Origin of the sequence: Porphyrobacter sp. HT-58-2 (assembly GCF_002952215.1) — a bacterium.
GTDB lineage: Bacteria > Pseudomonadota > Alphaproteobacteria > Sphingomonadales > Sphingomonadaceae > Erythrobacter.
Map to the genome: position 1 here is coordinate 3,240,353 of NZ_CP022600.1, position 14,969 is coordinate 3,255,321.

At 60.3% G+C, this 14,969-nt stretch carries 9 protein-coding genes, 2 tRNA genes and 2 rRNA genes; 5 read left to right on the forward strand and 8 right to left on the reverse strand.

Annotated elements, in window-relative coordinates:
* Window positions 1–114 precede the first annotated feature (114 nt).
* From CHX26_RS15325 to CHX26_RS15340, 4 genes are all read right to left on the reverse strand, one after another.
* Window positions 115–2,902: ribosomal RNA gene (locus CHX26_RS15325) — 23S ribosomal RNA — on the reverse strand.
* 273 nt (window positions 2,903–3,175) lie between these two features.
* Window positions 3,176–3,251 (reverse strand) — tRNA-Ala (locus CHX26_RS15330).
* A gap of 9 nt (window positions 3,252–3,260) precedes the next feature.
* Window positions 3,261–3,337 (reverse strand) — tRNA-Ile (locus CHX26_RS15335).
* Between the two features lie 205 nt (window positions 3,338–3,542).
* Window positions 3,543–5,027, reverse strand: a 16S ribosomal RNA gene (locus CHX26_RS15340).
* The 16S and 23S rRNA genes sit together here with 2 tRNA genes alongside, the layout of an rRNA operon.
* 735 nt (window positions 5,028–5,762) lie before the next feature.
* Between CHX26_RS15340 and CHX26_RS15345 the strand changes: the two genes are divergently transcribed.
* The 3 genes from CHX26_RS15345 to CHX26_RS15355 all read left to right on the forward strand — a co-directional run bounded on the left by CHX26_RS15345 (window position 5,763) and on the right by CHX26_RS15355 (window position 10,697).
* Window positions 5,763–6,740 (forward strand): retroviral-like aspartic protease family protein, encoded by a 978-nt coding sequence (locus CHX26_RS15345; RefSeq protein ID WP_104943120.1) that lies wholly within the window; start codon window positions 5,763–5,765, stop codon window positions 6,738–6,740.
* 50 nt (window positions 6,741–6,790) lie between these two features.
* Window positions 6,791–8,662 carry an ABCB family ABC transporter ATP-binding protein/permease gene (locus CHX26_RS15350; RefSeq protein WP_104943121.1) on the forward strand — a complete coding sequence of 624 codons (1,872 nt, stop codon included), beginning with the start codon at window positions 6,791–6,793 and terminating at the stop codon, window positions 8,660–8,662.
* A 91-nt stretch (window positions 8,663–8,753) separates the two neighbouring features.
* Entirely contained in the window at window positions 8,754–10,697 is a 1,944-nt protein-coding gene (locus tag CHX26_RS15355; RefSeq protein WP_104943122.1) for a S9 family peptidase, read from the forward strand.
* A 110-nt stretch (window positions 10,698–10,807) separates the two neighbouring features.
* On the opposite strand, the gene CHX26_RS15360 is transcribed toward CHX26_RS15355, so the two are convergent.
* The 4 genes from CHX26_RS15360 to CHX26_RS15375 are packed head-to-tail and all read right to left on the reverse strand — an operon-like array spanning window position 10,808 to window position 13,601.
* On the reverse strand, window positions 10,808–11,173 hold the full coding sequence (locus tag CHX26_RS15360; RefSeq protein WP_233997198.1) for an ACT domain-containing protein: 366 nt from the start codon (window positions 11,171–11,173) through the stop codon (window positions 10,808–10,810).
* Entirely contained in the window at window positions 11,170–12,468 is a 1,299-nt protein-coding gene (gene hslU / locus CHX26_RS15365) for an ATP-dependent protease ATPase subunit HslU (RefSeq protein WP_104943123.1), read from the reverse strand. Before hslU ends, CHX26_RS15360 begins: the two co-directional genes overlap by 4 nt.
* Before the next feature lie 27 nt (window positions 12,469–12,495).
* On the reverse strand, window positions 12,496–13,053 hold the full coding sequence (gene hslV, locus CHX26_RS15370) for an ATP-dependent protease subunit HslV (protein WP_104943124.1): 558 nt from the start codon (window positions 13,051–13,053) through the stop codon (window positions 12,496–12,498).
* A gap of 41 nt (window positions 13,054–13,094) precedes the next feature.
* On the reverse strand, window positions 13,095–13,601 hold the full coding sequence (locus tag CHX26_RS15375; RefSeq protein WP_104943125.1) for an outer membrane protein assembly factor BamE: 507 nt from the start codon (window positions 13,599–13,601) through the stop codon (window positions 13,095–13,097).
* Window positions 13,602–13,843: 242 nt separating this feature from the next.
* Between CHX26_RS15375 and CHX26_RS15380 the strand changes: the two genes are divergently transcribed.
* Both CHX26_RS15380 and CHX26_RS15385 read left to right on the forward strand, forming a co-directional pair.
* Complete coding sequence (locus CHX26_RS15380) at window positions 13,844–14,371, forward strand: ubiquinol-cytochrome C chaperone family protein (protein ID WP_104943126.1); 528 nt, start codon at window positions 13,844–13,846, stop codon at window positions 14,369–14,371.
* A gap of 35 nt (window positions 14,372–14,406) precedes the next feature.
* Entirely contained in the window at window positions 14,407–14,904 is a 498-nt protein-coding gene (locus CHX26_RS15385) for a YceD family protein (RefSeq protein ID WP_104943486.1), read from the forward strand.
* Window positions 14,905–14,969: the final 65 nt, after the last annotated feature.

Sequence of the window (14,969 nt, forward strand, 5' to 3'; positions counted from 1 at the left end):
GTCTTAAATCGATGCACACTCACTTTGGGTGAGTGGTAAAGGGCGTATCTGGCTGGAGACACTCTCCACCAACGCGCTCTGCACGAGGCAGGGCTGACGTTGATAGTGCAGACTCTCAAGCGCGATATGAACTATTAGGACCGGTTAGCTCCATACATTACTGCACTTCCACACCCGGCCTATCAACGTGATGGTCTATCACGGTTCAAAGATACCTAATCTCAAGGGAGGCTTCCCGCTTAGATGCTTTCAGCGGTTATCCCGTCCGTACATAGCTACCCTGCGGCACTCTTGGCAGAATGACAGGTACACCAGAGGTACGTTCACCCCGGTCCTCTCGTACTAGGGGCAACTCCTTTCAAGTATCGACGCCCACGGCAGATAGGGACCAAACTGTCTCGCGACGTTCTGAACCCAGCTCACGTACCACTTTAATTGGCGAACAGCCAAACCCTTGGGACCTGCTCCAGCCCCAGGATGTGATGAGCCGACATCGAGGTGCCAAACGATTCCGTCGATATGAGCTCTTGGGAATCATCAGCCTGTTATCCCCGGCGTACCTTTTATCCGTTGAGCGATGGCCCTTCCACGAGGGACCACCGGATCACTATGACCGACTTTCGTCTCTGCTCGACTCGTCAGTCTCGCAGTCAGGCAGGCTTATGCCATTGCACTCTAACAGACGGTTTCCAACCGTCCTGAGCCTACCATCGCGCGCCTCCGTTACTCTTTAGGAGGCGACCGCCCCAGTCAAACTACCCGCCACAGAGGGTCCCAACACCGGATAACGGTGCGTGGTTAGACATCAGAAAACAGCAGGGTGGTATTTCACCTATGGCTCCACACCAGCTGGCGCCGGTGCTTCAAAGCCTCCCACCTATGCTACACAACTCTTTCCTAATGCCACTCTGAAGCTGCAGTAAAGGTGCACGGGGTCTTTCCGTCTAACCGCGGGTACTCCGCATCTTCACGGAGAATTCAATTTCGCTGAGCATATCCTGGAGACAGTGGGGAAGTCGTTACGCCATTCGTGCAGGTCGGAACTTACCCGACAAGGAATTTCGCTACCTTAGGACCGTTATAGTTACGGCCGCCGTTTACTGGGGCTTCAATTCGGAGCTTGCACTCCTCCTCTTAACCTTCCAGCACCGGGCAGGCGTCAGACCCTATACGTCGTCTTGAAGCCGACTTAGCAGAGTCCTGTGTTTTTGATAAACAGTCGCTACCCCCTGGCCTGTGCCCCCCACCAAAAGTTGCCTTAAGATGGGGCCTCCTTCTTCCGAAGGTACGGAGGCAATTTGCCGAGTTCCTTCAGGATACTTCTCTCAAGCGCCTTGGTATACTCTACCTGACCACCTGTGTCGGTTTCGGGTACGGTCTATACGGTGGGGCTATTTCCTGGAACCTCTTCACTGCCCAACCAATCCAATAAGGAAGGACAATTTACGAGATCCGTCACACACCACCAGGCCCACGAATATTAACGTGGTTCCCATCGACTACCCCCTTCGGGCTCGTCTTAGGGGCCGGCTCACCCTACGCTGATTAGCATTGCGTAGGAACCCTTGGTCTTTCGGCGACAGGGTATCTCACCCTGTTTGTCGCTACTCATGTCAGCATTCGCACTTCCGATACGTCCAGAGTCGGTTACCCTCCTCCTTCGCTCGCTTACGGAACGCTCCGCTACCGCTGCAGTAAACTGCAACCCTAAGCTTCGGTGCGTATCTTTAGCCCCGTTACATCTTCGCCGCAGGAACCCTTATTTAGACCAGTGAGCTGTTACGCTTTCTTTAAAGGATGGCTGCTTCTAAGCCAACCTCCTGGTTGTTTTGGGATTCCCACATGCTTTCCCACTTAGATACGACTTGGGGACCTTAGCTGTAGGTTAGGGCTGTTTCCCTTTTGACGACGGACCTTAGCACCCGCCGTCTGTCTGCCAGACAAGACTCGATGGTATTCGGAGTTTGGTTAGGTTTGGTACCGCTCGCGCAGCCCTAGCCCATCCAGTGCTCTACCCCCATCGGCATACATCTGACGCTCTACCTCAATAGATTTCGCGGAGAACCAGCTATTTCCCGGCTTGATTGGCCTTTCACCCCTAAACACAAGTCATCCGAGCATTTTTCAACATGCAACGGTTCGATCCTCCAGTGCGTGTTACCGCACCTTCAATCTGCTCATGCCTAGATCGCCGGGTTTCGGGTCTAATCCAACATACTCAGTCGCCCTATTCAGACTCGCTTTCGCTTCGCCTACACCTAACGGCTTAAGCTCGCATGCTAGATTAAGTCACTGACCCATTATGCAAGAGGTACGCTGTCACTCCCTATGGAGCTCCAACTGCTTGTAAGCATTCGGTTTCAGGTACTGTTTCACTCCCCTAATCGGGGTGCTTTTCACCTTTCCCTCACGGTACTGTGTTCGCTATCGGTCATGTACGAGTATTTAGGCTTAGAGGGTGGTCCCCCTATGTTCAGACAGGATTTCACGTGTCCCGCCCTACTCAAGTCCTTCATCATCACTTTCGCATACGGGACTGTCACCCGCTGTGGTCACACTTTCCAGAGTGTTCTGCTAGTTGAAATGAAGGCACTGGCCTGGTCCCGGTTCGCTCGCCACTACTACGGGAATCTCTGTTGATGTCTTTTCCTCCGGGTACTGAGATGTTTCAGTTCCCCGGGTTCGCTTCACCAAGCCTATATATTCAGCTCGGTGATACCTTATCCACCTCGCCCAGGCAGCCCGAAAGCCAACTGGAAGAAATGGTGAAGGTGGGTTTCCCCATTCGGAAATCGCCGGATCAAAGTTTGCTCACAACTCCCCGACGCTTATCGCAGCGTGCCACGTCCTTCATCGCCTGTACATGCCAAGGCATCCACCAAATGCTCTTACCTCACGCTTGAGAATCCACACCATCAACGTCAGGCCTGCATAAAAGCCTGAGCGCTTGAAGATGGTGGGAGAATTATCTCAGCCAGATAATCAATTTGATTGATTTGTGATGCACGATCGTCGCCACAAGGCGAACCCTGTCCGTTACAATCCATGCGCCACGGCATCGATTTAAAAACCCATTCACAATGTCAAAGATCGGCGACGCTGACTAATCAGCACGATCGCCTGACCTGCCGAAGCAGGATCTGGTTTCGTTTCATCTATCGGAATGTGATGTACCTGGTGGAGCCTATCGGGATCGAACCGATGACCCCCTGCTTGCAAAGCAGGTGCTCTCCCAGCTGAGCTAAGGCCCCTTGAGGTAATGGTGGGCCTGAGAGGATTTGAACCTCTGACCTCACCCTTATCAGGGGTGCGCTCTAACCAACTGAGCTACAGGCCCACACCACCGTATCCGGCTGCCATTCCCGAAGGAACAGGCTGCCGCATGGGCGTGAGCCGGCTCAGGCACACAGCGCAACGCCAAGTAACCTTGGGGCGCGCTGTATTCCGATTGATGAAAGGACATGAGGACGACGGCAATGTTCTTTGGAAGACCGCGAAGCACTTCCGATGGCTGGCATCGGCGCTTTCGCAAGTATCCTTAGAAAGGAGGTGATCCAGCCGCAGGTTCCCCTACGGCTACCTTGTTACGACTTCACCCCAGTCGCTGAACCCACCGTGGTCAGCTGCCTCCTTGCGGTTAGCGCACTGCCTTCGGGTGAATCCAACTCCCATGGTGTGACGGGCGGTGTGTACAAGGCCTGGGAACGTATTCACCGCGGCATGCTGATCCGCGATTACTAGCGATTCCGCCTTCATGCCCTCGAGTTGCAGAGGACAATCCGAACTGAGACATCTTTTGGAGATTAGCGCATCCTTGCGGAATAGCTGCCCACTGTAGATGCCATTGTAGCACGTGTGTAGCCCAGCCTGTAAGGGCCATGAGGACTTGACGTCATCCCCACCTTCCTCCGGCTTATCACCGGCAGTTTCCTTAAAGTGCCCAACTTAATGATGGCAACTAAGGACGAGGGTTGCGCTCGTTGCGGGACTTAACCCAACATCTCACGACACGAGCTGACGACAGCCATGCAGCACCTGTCACTAGGTCCCCGAAGGGAAGAAATCTGTCTCCAGAAGTCGTCCTAGGATGTCAAAGGCTGGTAAGGTTCTGCGCGTTGCTTCGAATTAAACCACATGCTCCACCGCTTGTGCAGGCCCCCGTCAATTCCTTTGAGTTTTAATCTTGCGACCGTACTCCCCAGGCGGATAACTTAATGCGTTAGCTGCGCCACCCAAGTTCTATGAACCCGGACAGCTAGTTATCATCGTTTACGGCGTGGACTACCAGGGTATCTAATCCTGTTTGCTCCCCACGCTTTCGCACCTCAGCGTCAATACTTGTCCAGCGAGTCGCCTTCGCCACTGGTGTTCTTCCGAATATCTACGAATTTCACCTCTACACTCGGAATTCCACTCGCCTCTCCAAGATTCTAGCTTCCCAGTTTCAAGGGCAGTTCCGAGGTTGAGCCCCGGGATTTCACCCCTGACTTAAAAAGCCGCCTACGTGCGCTTTACGCCCAGTAATTCCGAACAACGCTAGCTCCCTCCGTATTACCGCGGCTGCTGGCACGGAGTTAGCCGGAGCTTATTCTCCAGGTACTGTCATTATCATCCCTGGTAAAAGAGCTTTACAACCCTAAGGCCTTCATCACTCACGCGGCATTGCTGGATCAGGCTTTCGCCCATTGTCCAATATTCCCCACTGCTGCCTCCCGTAGGAGTCTGGGCCGTGTCTCAGTCCCAGTGTGGCTGATCATCCTCTCAGACCAGCTATGGATCGTCGCCTTGGTAGGCCTTTACCCCACCAACTAGCTAATCCAACGCGGGCCCATCCAAAGGCGATAAATCTTTGGTCCGAAGACATTATCCGGTATTAGCTCAAATTTCTCTGAGTTATTCCGAACCTAAGGGCAGGTTCCCACGCGTTACGCACCCGTGCGCCACTAGACCCGAAGGTCTCGTTCGACTTGCATGTGTTAGGCATGCCGCCAGCGTTCGTTCTGAGCCAGGATCAAACTCTCAAGTTGTGTCACACACCAATCAGGCATGGGGAAAACCCCATCCGCCAGACTGGCATGAGCTGCAAGGAGCCGATACCTGCACTGTCAAACGTAATGGATACGAATGAACATGCTTGCCATCCGGGCAGGCGTGGAGCCTGCGATCGGATGTGGCGATCGGCTTGAGTTAACCGGTTACCGGAGCCTTGAGGTCCCCGGACCGGGCGCCGTCGCCCACATGTCCCTTCATCAAAAACCAACGATGTCAAAGAGCCGCCAGACAGAAATGGCGGACAGCGCTTGGTTCCCCGATTTACACCGGGGGACCGGCTATCCGAATTTGTTGGCGACCGAGCGTTGCGGTGGCGGTGGAAGCCGTCAGCGCCGCGTCGGTGGAGCCCATCTATGAGCGCTTCCTGATTCGGTCAACGGCTTTTTGCAATTTTATTTCACGAGCCTCAAAAAACGGCAGATTTTCGCCATTTTTTGTCCTACATTTTGGCTGTTCGAAGCCCATTTTGGCCGCCTGGATCGTGCCATTAGCCCGGCGAATCTGGGTGAATCACGGCTCTGAAGCGCTCTCCAGCCTCTCTTTACCCTCCGTCAGACGCGCATTTGGCCCTTGCTGGTGCGATTCACGCGCAGGCTTTCCGCGATTCCCGATTCCACACACAGCGGCTTGGTGTTGGGAACTGCCTTCTCCAGTGGTAGGATCGCTATCGTGGACGAACCGACACGGGTTCCGCCGCATGGGAGAGAACAATGCTTGCGCGACCGATCGTTCCGCTTCTCGCTTTGTGGGCTGCACTGCCCGCCGCCGCAGAGAGCCCCGTGCCTCCGCCCGATCAAGCAGCAGGCGCTGCCGGACTGGTCAATCCAGCGGCAGAAACCCTGTCGCTTGACCAGGAACGCCACAACCGCCTTACCCTGCCAGTTATGGTCGAAGGTGTCGGTCCGTTCGCCTTCATGATCGACACCGGCAGTCAGGCTACTGCGGTGACCCATGAGATCCGCACCATCGCTCGCCTGCCTTCAGCCGGCAAGGCAGTTCTGGTCGGCATGGCCAGCCGCCGCGAGGTCGAGCTGGTTGATGTCCGCCGCCTCGAGTTCGGTACCAACAGCTTCACCAATTTCTCCGCCCCCGTGCTTGCCCGCGAACATGTTGGCGCGGACGGCATCATCGGGCTCGACGCGCTGCAGGACTTCCGGGTGCTGATCGATTTCCGCAAGCAGACCATCGCGCTTGAGGATACGGATACGAGAAAAGGCCGCAGCGGGTTCGAGATCGTGGTGCGCGCGCATCAGAGGCTGGGCCAATTGCTCATCACCGATGCTCTAGTGGAAGGCGTCCGCGCAACGGTGATCATCGACACCGGCGCGCAGGCGAGCCTGGGCAATACCGCCTTGCGCGAGCGAATTCGCGCCAAGCGCGCGGAGGATGTGATCACCAGAGACGTCAATGGTGTCGATCTGGTCGGCGAACTTGCCGTGGTGCGCTCCCTTTCGATCGAGGGACTGACGATGAGCGATGTCCCGCTGACCTTTGCCGATACCCCAGCCTTTGCTGCGCTGGGCCTTGCCGACGAACCGGTAATCTCGGTCGGCATGCAGCACCTTGCCCTGTTTGACCGGGTGGCGATCGATTTCAGTCGCCAGCGAATCATGTTCGACCTGCCAAGCGATGTCGCCCGCGCACTTCGTCATGCGCGGCAGATGGGGAACTACCGGCTCTCCTTCTAGGCGACACCGCCTTGCGGTTGGCGTCGGCTGCGCCCACATGACAAGGCGAGATGCCGCCAGAAGCCACAGCCCCCGCCGATCCCGCCGCTGCCAATAAGAAGACTCGCGCGCGCGACGTCGAAAGCTGGCCGACGCTCAAGCGGTTCCTGCCCTATCTCTGGCCCAAGGATGATCCGGCCCTGCGCCTGCGCATCGCGCTGGCAATGGGACTGGTGCTGGCGGCCAAGGGCGTGACCCTCGCCCTGCCCTTCGCCTACAAGGGCGCGGTCGATGCGATGTCGGGTGCCAAGGCCGAACAGGTCGACGAAGGACTTATGGTCGCGCTGGCGCTGGTCGCAGCCTATGCGCTGGGCCGCTTCACTTCTGTCGCATTCGACAACCTGCGCAATATCGCCTTCGAGCGCGTCGGTCAGGTCGCCACCCTGCATCTGGCCGAGGACGTGTTCCACCGGCTCCACCGCCTGTCGCTGCGTTTCCACCTTGCCCGGCGCACCGGCGAGGTCACCAAGATCATCGAGCGCGGCACCAAGAGCATCGACCAGATGCTCTACTTCCTCCTGTTCAACATCGCGCCGACCATCGTCGAGCTGATCGCGGTCGGGGTTATCTTCTACATCAATTTCGGGATAGAGCTGGTCGCGGCCACAGCCGTTACCGTGGTCGCCTATGTCTGGGTGACCCGCGCGATCACCGAGTGGCGCACCAAGCTGCGGCGCGAGATGAACGATCTCGACGGCAAGGCGCTGCACCGCGCGGTCGATTCGCTGCTGAACTACGAGACGGTGAAATATTTCGGCGCCGAAAAGCGCGAGGAGGCCCGCTACGCGCAGGCCGCCCGCGCCTACGCCGAGGCCGCGATCAGGTCAGAAAATTCAGTCGGCCTGCTCAATATGACGCAATCGGTCATAACCAATGCGCTGGTGGGGGCGGCGATGGCCTATACGGTGTGGGGCTGGAGCACCGGGGCGATGACGGTCGGCGACCTGGTGCTGGTGAACTCCCTGCTGATCCAGCTGTTCCGTCCGCTCGATGTGCTGGGCTGGGTCTATCGCACGATCCGGCAGGGCCTGATCGACATGGCCGAGATGTTCCGCCTGATCGACACCGATATCGAAGTAAAGGACGCACCCGGCGCGCCCGCGCTGATCGTGCGCACGCCGACGGTCGTGTTCGACAACGTGACCTTCGGCTATGATCCGGGGCGCACGATCCTCAACGGCCTATCGTTCGAGGTGCCTGCCGGTTCCACCACCGCGATCGTCGGGCCTTCGGGGGCGGGCAAAAGCACGATCGGGCGGCTGCTGTTCCGCTTTTACGATCCGCAAGCAGGCCGCGTGCTGGTCGGAGGCGAGGACATCGCCAAGGTCACGCAGGACAGCGTACGCGCCGCCATCGGCATCGTCCCGCAGGATTCGGTGCTGTTCAACGAAAGCCTGGCCTATAACATCGCTTACGGGGCAGAAAATGCCGACGAGGCCATGATCGAGCAGGCCGCGCGCGATGCGGCGCTGACCCCGCTGATCGAACGCCTCCCCGAACGCTATGCCACGATGGTAGGCGAACGCGGACTCAAGCTTTCAGGCGGAGAAAAGCAGCGTGTCGCTATCGCCCGCACGCTGGTGAAGAACCCGCCGATCCTGCTGCTGGACGAGGCGACCAGCGCGCTGGATACGCGCACCGAACAGGAAATTCTCGGAACCTTGAAGCGACTGGAGGAAGGACGCACCACCATCGCCATCGCTCACCGGCTTTCGACCATCGCCGATTCCGACAACATCCTCGTGCTCGATCACGGGCGGCTGGTGGAAAGCGGCGATCATGCCGGGCTGCTGCGGCGCGGCGGGCTCTATGCCGAAATGTGGGCGCGGCAGGCGAACGAACAGGGCGCCGATGATCCCGCTGCCACCGAGGCCGCCGAATAACGGCAGGATTGCCGCGCCGCCGGGCGCTCGCTACCTCTCTTTGCCTTCCCCCGCGCGCTGCGGGACAAAATGTTGAAGAGAGACCCCTGACATGCGTCATGCCCGTTTGCTTGCCCTGCTGCTTGCCACCACGATTACAGCGCCGATCGCCGCGCAAGACAGCGCCGCGCCCACGCCTGCTGTCCCGATCCCGGCCGCGCTGACTGCCGAGGATATGCCCAACGTCCCGCTGGCGCTGGCCGAAGACGTGCGTCCCTATCTGGAAGCACGCGGTGCCGGTTTTGCAGGCTGGGACCCGAACGCCCGCGCCGTGCTGATTTCCACCCGCTTTGCCAACGTCAACCAGTTGCACCGGGTCGAGACGCCGATGGGCGCTCGCACCCAGATCAGCTTCGAGGCCGAGCCGGTGCGCGGCTCCTTTGCGCCGATCAAGGGCGATGTGATCGTCGTCAGCAAGGATCGCGGCGGGGATGAGTATTTCCAGCTCCACACCCTGAAAGACGGGCGCCTCACCCTGCTGACCGACGGACAGAGCCGTAATCAGATCAACGCCTGGAGCACCGACGGGGAACTGATCGGCTTCAGTTCGACCCGCCGCAACGGGGTGGATTCCGATCTCTATGTCATGAACCCGCGCGATCCCTCATCAACCCGGATGGTGCATGAAAGCAAGGGCGGCGGCTGGGCGCTGACCGCCTTCGCGCCCGACAAGAAGACTGCCTATGTGGTCGATTACAATTCGGTGCAGGATGTCGATGTCTATCGCCTCGATCTGGCAACCGGCGCGATGACGCCGATCGGCGATCCGGCGGCCGAGATTTCCTACAGCGGACTGAAGGTCGCCCCCGATGGCACGCTGTGGGTGACGAGCGATGCAGGCTCGGACTTCAAGCAGCTCGGACGGCTCGATCCGGCCACCGGCAGCTTTACCCCCGTCTCGCGCGAGGCATGGGACGTCAATGGCTTCGACATCTCGGCCGACGGCAAGACCATCGTCTACGAAGTCAACGAGGCAGGGTCTGACAGGATGCGCATCCTCGATGTCGCCAGCGGCAAGGTGACAAAGGTCGATGTTCTGCCCGCAGGCCAGATCGGCGGTCTGGAAATCGCGCCATGGGGCGAAATCGGCTTTTCCTTCTCCAGCGCCAAAAGCGCCGCCGACGTGTGGTCGCTCGACCCGAAGACCATGAAGCTAACCCGCTGGACCCGCAGCGAGACCGGCGGGCTCGATACCGAGGTAAATGTCGAACCGCGCATCGTGACTACCAAAAGCTTTGACGGGCTGGAGGTCACCGGCCTGCTCTATCTGCCCGATCCCGCGAAATTTCCGGGCAAGCGCCCGCTGATCGTGTCCGTCCACGGCGGCCCTGAGGGGCAGAGCACGGCGGGCTTCATCGGGCGCAACAACTACTACCTCAATGAGCTGGGCATCGGCGTTTTCTACCCCAACGTCCGCGGCTCGACCGGGTTCGGCAAGACCTTTGTCAGCCTCGACAACGGCCCGTTCAAGCGCGAGGATTCGGTGCGCGACATGGAGGCGCTGGTGGATGCGGTGCGCGCCGATCCTGCGGTTGATGCTGATAAGGTCGGCCTCACCGGCGGGTCATACGGCGGCTATATGTGCTATGCTGCCGCAGTGCAGTTGAAAGCCAAGATCGCGGCGACCCAGTGCACCGTGGCGATCAGCAATTTCGTCAGCTTCCTCGAAAACACCAATCCTTACCGGCAGGATCTGCGCCGGGTCGAATACGGCGACGAACGCGATCCGGTGCAGCGCGCCAAGCTGACCGAAATCAGCCCGCTCACCCGTGTGGCCGAAATCGAAAAGCCGATGTTCGTCATCACCGGTGCCAACGATCCGCGCGTGCCAAAGTCAGAAGCCGACCAGATGGTCGCCGCGATCCGCGCAAACGGGGGTGAGGCATGGCATCTCGTCGCCGCCGATGAAGGCCACGGCTTCGCCAAGAAGGCCAATTCGGACTATGCCTTCCTGTCGCAGCTGGTGTTCTGGAAGAAGCACCTTTTGTCCGAGTGATCCGCTGACGCGGATCACAGACCCCCCCGCCCTGCCTCCCCACCCGGCCACCACAGGATAGTGGTACTCTTGGTGGCCGGGTGGGGAGGCGGGGCGGGGGGTCTGCGCAGCTAAAGCGCGAGGCGCTGGAGAATGACCAGCGCCTCGTCACGCCGGTCCCACGGCACGAACAGATGATCGTGGTGGAAGCCCGCCACGACATTGCAGGCAATCGCCCCCTCGGCAAGCGCGCCCGCGACCGCCGCGGTCAGCCCCACACCCTCCAGCGCGGAATGCACCATCAAAGTGATGCGCGCAAAGCCGCCGCCCTCGGCGGGACGAATGACTGTCAGGCCTTCATCCTCGCGGATCAGCGCGAAGGCATCGGCAGGAGGATCGCCCTCTCCGACCTCGAAATTCCACGCCCGTGCATCCAGCACCGGCGCCATGCCAGACAGCATCGCCGACAGATCGCTGACCGGGCCGGACGCGCTCACAGGATGTACTTGGACAGGTCGCTGTTGCCCGCCAGACCGGCGAGCCGCTGTTTGACATAGGCGGCATCGATGGTGATCGTTTCGCCCGTGTGATCCTCGGCCTCGAAGCTGATCTCTTCCAGCAGCCGCTCCATCACCGTTTGCAGCCGCCGCGCGCCGATATTCTCGACCGTCGCGTTGACCTGCGCAGCGATGGACGCAATGGCGGGGATCGCATCATCGGTGAAGTCCAGCGTCACCTGCTCCGTCCCCAGCAGTGCTTTGTACTGGGCCACCAGATTGGCGCGGGTTTCGGACAGGATCCGCACGAAATCGCCTTCGGTCAGGGCGCGCAGCTCGACCCGGATCGGCAGGCGGCCCTGCAATTCGGGGAGCATGTCCGAAGGCTTGGCGACATGGAACGCGCCGCTGGCGATGAACAGCACGTGGTCGGTTTTCATCGGGCCGTATTTGGTGGCGACCGTGGTGCCTTCGATCAACGGGAGCAGGTCACGCTGCACGCCTTCACGGCTGACGCTGCCGCCGCGCACATCGCTGACCGCGATCTTGTCGATCTCGTCGAGGAACACGATCCCGTTGGTCTCGGCGTTCTGGAGCGCTGCGCGCGCGACATCGTCCTGATCGAGGCGCTTGTCAGCCTCCTCGTCCACCAGCTTGTCCCAGGCATCCGGCACCCGAAGCTTCTGGCGGCGGGTGGGTTTGCGGCCCAGCGCCTTGCCCATCATGTCGGAGAGGTCGATCATCCCGATCTGCCCGCCCATATTGCCCATGTCGAAAGGCGTGGCTGGCGTATCCCTTACCTCGATCTCGACCTCGACATCATTCATCGCGTTCTGGACGATGCGCTGGCGAAAGCTTTCGCGAGTCGCTTCTGACGCGTTTTCACCTACCAGTGCATTGAGCAGCCGGTCCATCGCCGCCTGCGAGGCAGCCTCGCGCACGGCCTCGCGGCGACGTTCCTTCTCCAGCCGGATCGACTCCTCAACCAGATCACGCGCGATCTGTTCGACATCGCGCCCGACATAGCCGACTTCGGTGAACTTGGTCGCTTCAACCTTGATGAAGGGGGCTTCGGCGAGCTTCGCCAGACGCCGACTGATCTCGGTCTTCCCGCAACCGGTCGGCCCGATCATCAGGATGTTCTTGGGGCTGACCTCATCGCGCAGATCTGCGCCCAGCCGCTGGCGCCGCCAGCGATTGCGCAGCGCCACAGCCACTGCGCGCTTGGCGTCCTGCTGGCCGATGATGTGTTCGTCGAGTGCGGCGACAATCGCCTTGGGAGTGAGGTTGTCCATGCTGTGTCCGGGGAGAAGGGGAGAAGATCAGACCGTCTCGACAGTCAGATTGCCGTTGGTGAAGACGCAGATGTCGGCCGCAACAGCCATCGCTTTGCGCGCGATGGTTTCGGCGTCGGCCTCGTAATCGGCCAGCGCGCGGGCGGCGGCGAGGGCGAAATTGCCGCCTGATCCGATCGCAGCAATTTCGCCAATCGGTTCCAGCACATCGCCATTGCCGGTCAGCACCAGCAGCGTGTCCTTGTCGGCAACGATCATCAGCGCTTCGAGATTGCGCAGATACTTGTCGGTGCGCCAGTCCTTGGCCAGTTCCACACTGGCGCGCATCAGCTGCCCGGAATATTGTTCAAGCTTCTTTTCCAGCCGTTCGAACAGGGTGAAAGCGTCCGCCGTCGCCCCGGCAAAGCCCGCGATGACACTGCCATCGCCAATGCGGCGAACCTTGCGGGCATTGGGCTTCATCACGGTATTGCCCATCGACACCTGCCCGTCGCCAGCGATAACGGTCTTGCCGCCGCGCCTGACGCCGATGATCGTGGTACCGTGCCACTGAATGAGCCCATGGGCCGAAGGATCGTGTGTCATGCGCGTCAATATGGCGCGCAGACCGGCAGGTTCAAGCAGCCTTACTGCCCGTTCGGACCACCGCCCGGCGCCCCGCCCGGCAAGCCGCCACCGCCAACCTGGCCGATATTGCCGAACAGGTCTTCAAGGAAGCCGCGCTCACGCCCGAGGGTCGGGGTCTTGTTGCCGTTGGGATCGAGGAACACGACCTTTTCGATCCCGCTGCGGCTGACATCGACAACGCGCCCGTTCTCGTCGAACTGCACCGCAAGGACGTTGTGAACGCGGATTCGCGGCCGGTTGAAAGGGCGCTGTCCGGTGATGCTCGAGACGTAATACCAGGTCGGCTTCCCGAACTGGCTGGTGAAGGTCGGCCGGCCGAGCGTGCCTTCGACCGATTGCTGGTTGTCAATGCGCGGCTGGATCGCGTCGGTCAGCACCGGATCGACGATATAGCCCCGCGATTCGCGGATCGCCGAGCAGCCGGGCAGCAGCACTGTCACAGCCGCAACCAGCACTGCCGCGCGCAACCTGTTCGAGCCGGAATTTTTCACGCCTGCCTTCGTCATTTGCGCCAAACCGTGTCCGTCCCGTCCTATGGTGCGCGCAGCCGCGCTCTTGTCCCTTGGGCGTGGTGCTTTAAGGGGCTAGTCGCAAGCTTGCAACGCACCATGTGCCAAACCGGTGGGCGAGGCGGGTTGAACCGCGCTTGAACGCATCCGGGCTTCGTGCGTTGGCGTATCGAGGGCGGGGCTTCCAGCCCATGATGAACACAGCTATTCTGCAACACGCGCAAAAGGGTTTGCACGCCATGTCCTTCCTCTCCCGCCTGCTCGGCACCGCCCCTGATCCGCGTGAGGCGGTGCGCCCGCTGTGGCACCGGGTGATCGAGCTTGCCCGTGACCGGGATTACTACACCCAGTGCGGCGTGGCGGATTCGATCGCGGGCCGGTTCGACATGATCACCGCCGTGCTGAGCGCGGTGATGGTGCGCATCGAAGCCTCTGAAATGCGGGCAGAAAGTGCGTTGCTGGCGGAGCTGTTCGTCGAGGACATGGACGGGCAACTCAGGGAATTCGGCGTCAATGACGTGGTTGTGGGCAAGCGTATCGGCAAGCTGATGAGCGTGCTGGGCGGAAGGCTCGGCGCCTATCGCAGCGCGCTCAACACAGGCGATCTCGACAAGCTGACCGTTGCGGTCTCGCGCAATGTCACTTTTGCCGAGGGCGCAGACGAGGCCGCCAGCGCGAGCGCAGTGGCTGAGCGATTGCTCAAGCTGTTCGAGCGGTTGGGCCGCTTTTCCGACGCGGAAATGCTGAAAGCGAGCGCGATCTGGTGACCAGCAGCCCCCTTCCCCCTTCCGAACTCACCCGGATGGTCAAGACCCGCCCGCTGCCCGCCGGGCCGGTCATCATCGAGGCGAGCGAGGCCGAGCGCGCCGCACTGGCCGCACGATTCGGGCTGGGCGCGATCGCCAGCCTGCGGGCCGCAATCGAGCTTGAACAGAAACCCCGCGCGATCCGCGCCACCGGACGCCTCAGCGCGCAGATCATGCAGCCCTGCGCGGTTTCGGGCGAAGACTTCCCGGTGACGATCGACGAGCCGGTAGACCTCAGGTTTATCGAGGAACAACAGCATATTGCCTCAGAGGATGAGGAGTTGGAGCTCGAAGCTGACGATTGCGACGAGATCGAGTTTTCCGGGGAGATGTTCGACCTCGGCGAGGCCGTGGCGCAGACGCTCGGACTTGCGATCGACCCCTATGCCGAAGGGCCGAACGCCGATGCCGCGCGCAAGGCTGCGGGGATCGTGCAGGAGGGCGAACAGGACGGCCCGCTCGCGGCGCTGCTTGCGGGGTTGAAGCGGGATTGAGGCCATCGCCCCGCCGCTGTTTCACGTGAAACCCCCTCGCAAGCCATAGTCAAACAGGGGTCGAA

Coding starts and splice junctions, on each gene's coding strand:
- CHX26_RS15345 (WP_104943120.1), top strand. CDS start 5,763: ATGCTTGCGCGACCGATCGTTCCGCTTCTCGCTTTGTGGGCTGCACTG.
- CHX26_RS15350 (WP_104943121.1), top strand. CDS start 6,791: ATGCCGCCAGAAGCCACAGCCCCCGCCGATCCCGCCGCTGCCAATAAG.
- CHX26_RS15355 (WP_104943122.1), top strand. CDS start 8,754: ATGCGTCATGCCCGTTTGCTTGCCCTGCTGCTTGCCACCACGATTACA.
- hslU (WP_104943123.1), bottom strand. CDS start 12,468: ATGGACAACCTCACTCCCAAGGCGATTGTCGCCGCACTCGACGAACAC.
- hslV (WP_104943124.1), bottom strand. CDS start 13,053: ATGACACACGATCCTTCGGCCCATGGGCTCATTCAGTGGCACGGTACC.
- CHX26_RS15375 (WP_104943125.1), bottom strand. CDS start 13,601: ATGACGAAGGCAGGCGTGAAAAATTCCGGCTCGAACAGGTTGCGCGCG.
- CHX26_RS15380 (WP_104943126.1), top strand. CDS start 13,844: ATGTCCTTCCTCTCCCGCCTGCTCGGCACCGCCCCTGATCCGCGTGAG.
- CHX26_RS15385 (WP_104943486.1), top strand. CDS start 14,407: ATGGTCAAGACCCGCCCGCTGCCCGCCGGGCCGGTCATCATCGAGGCG.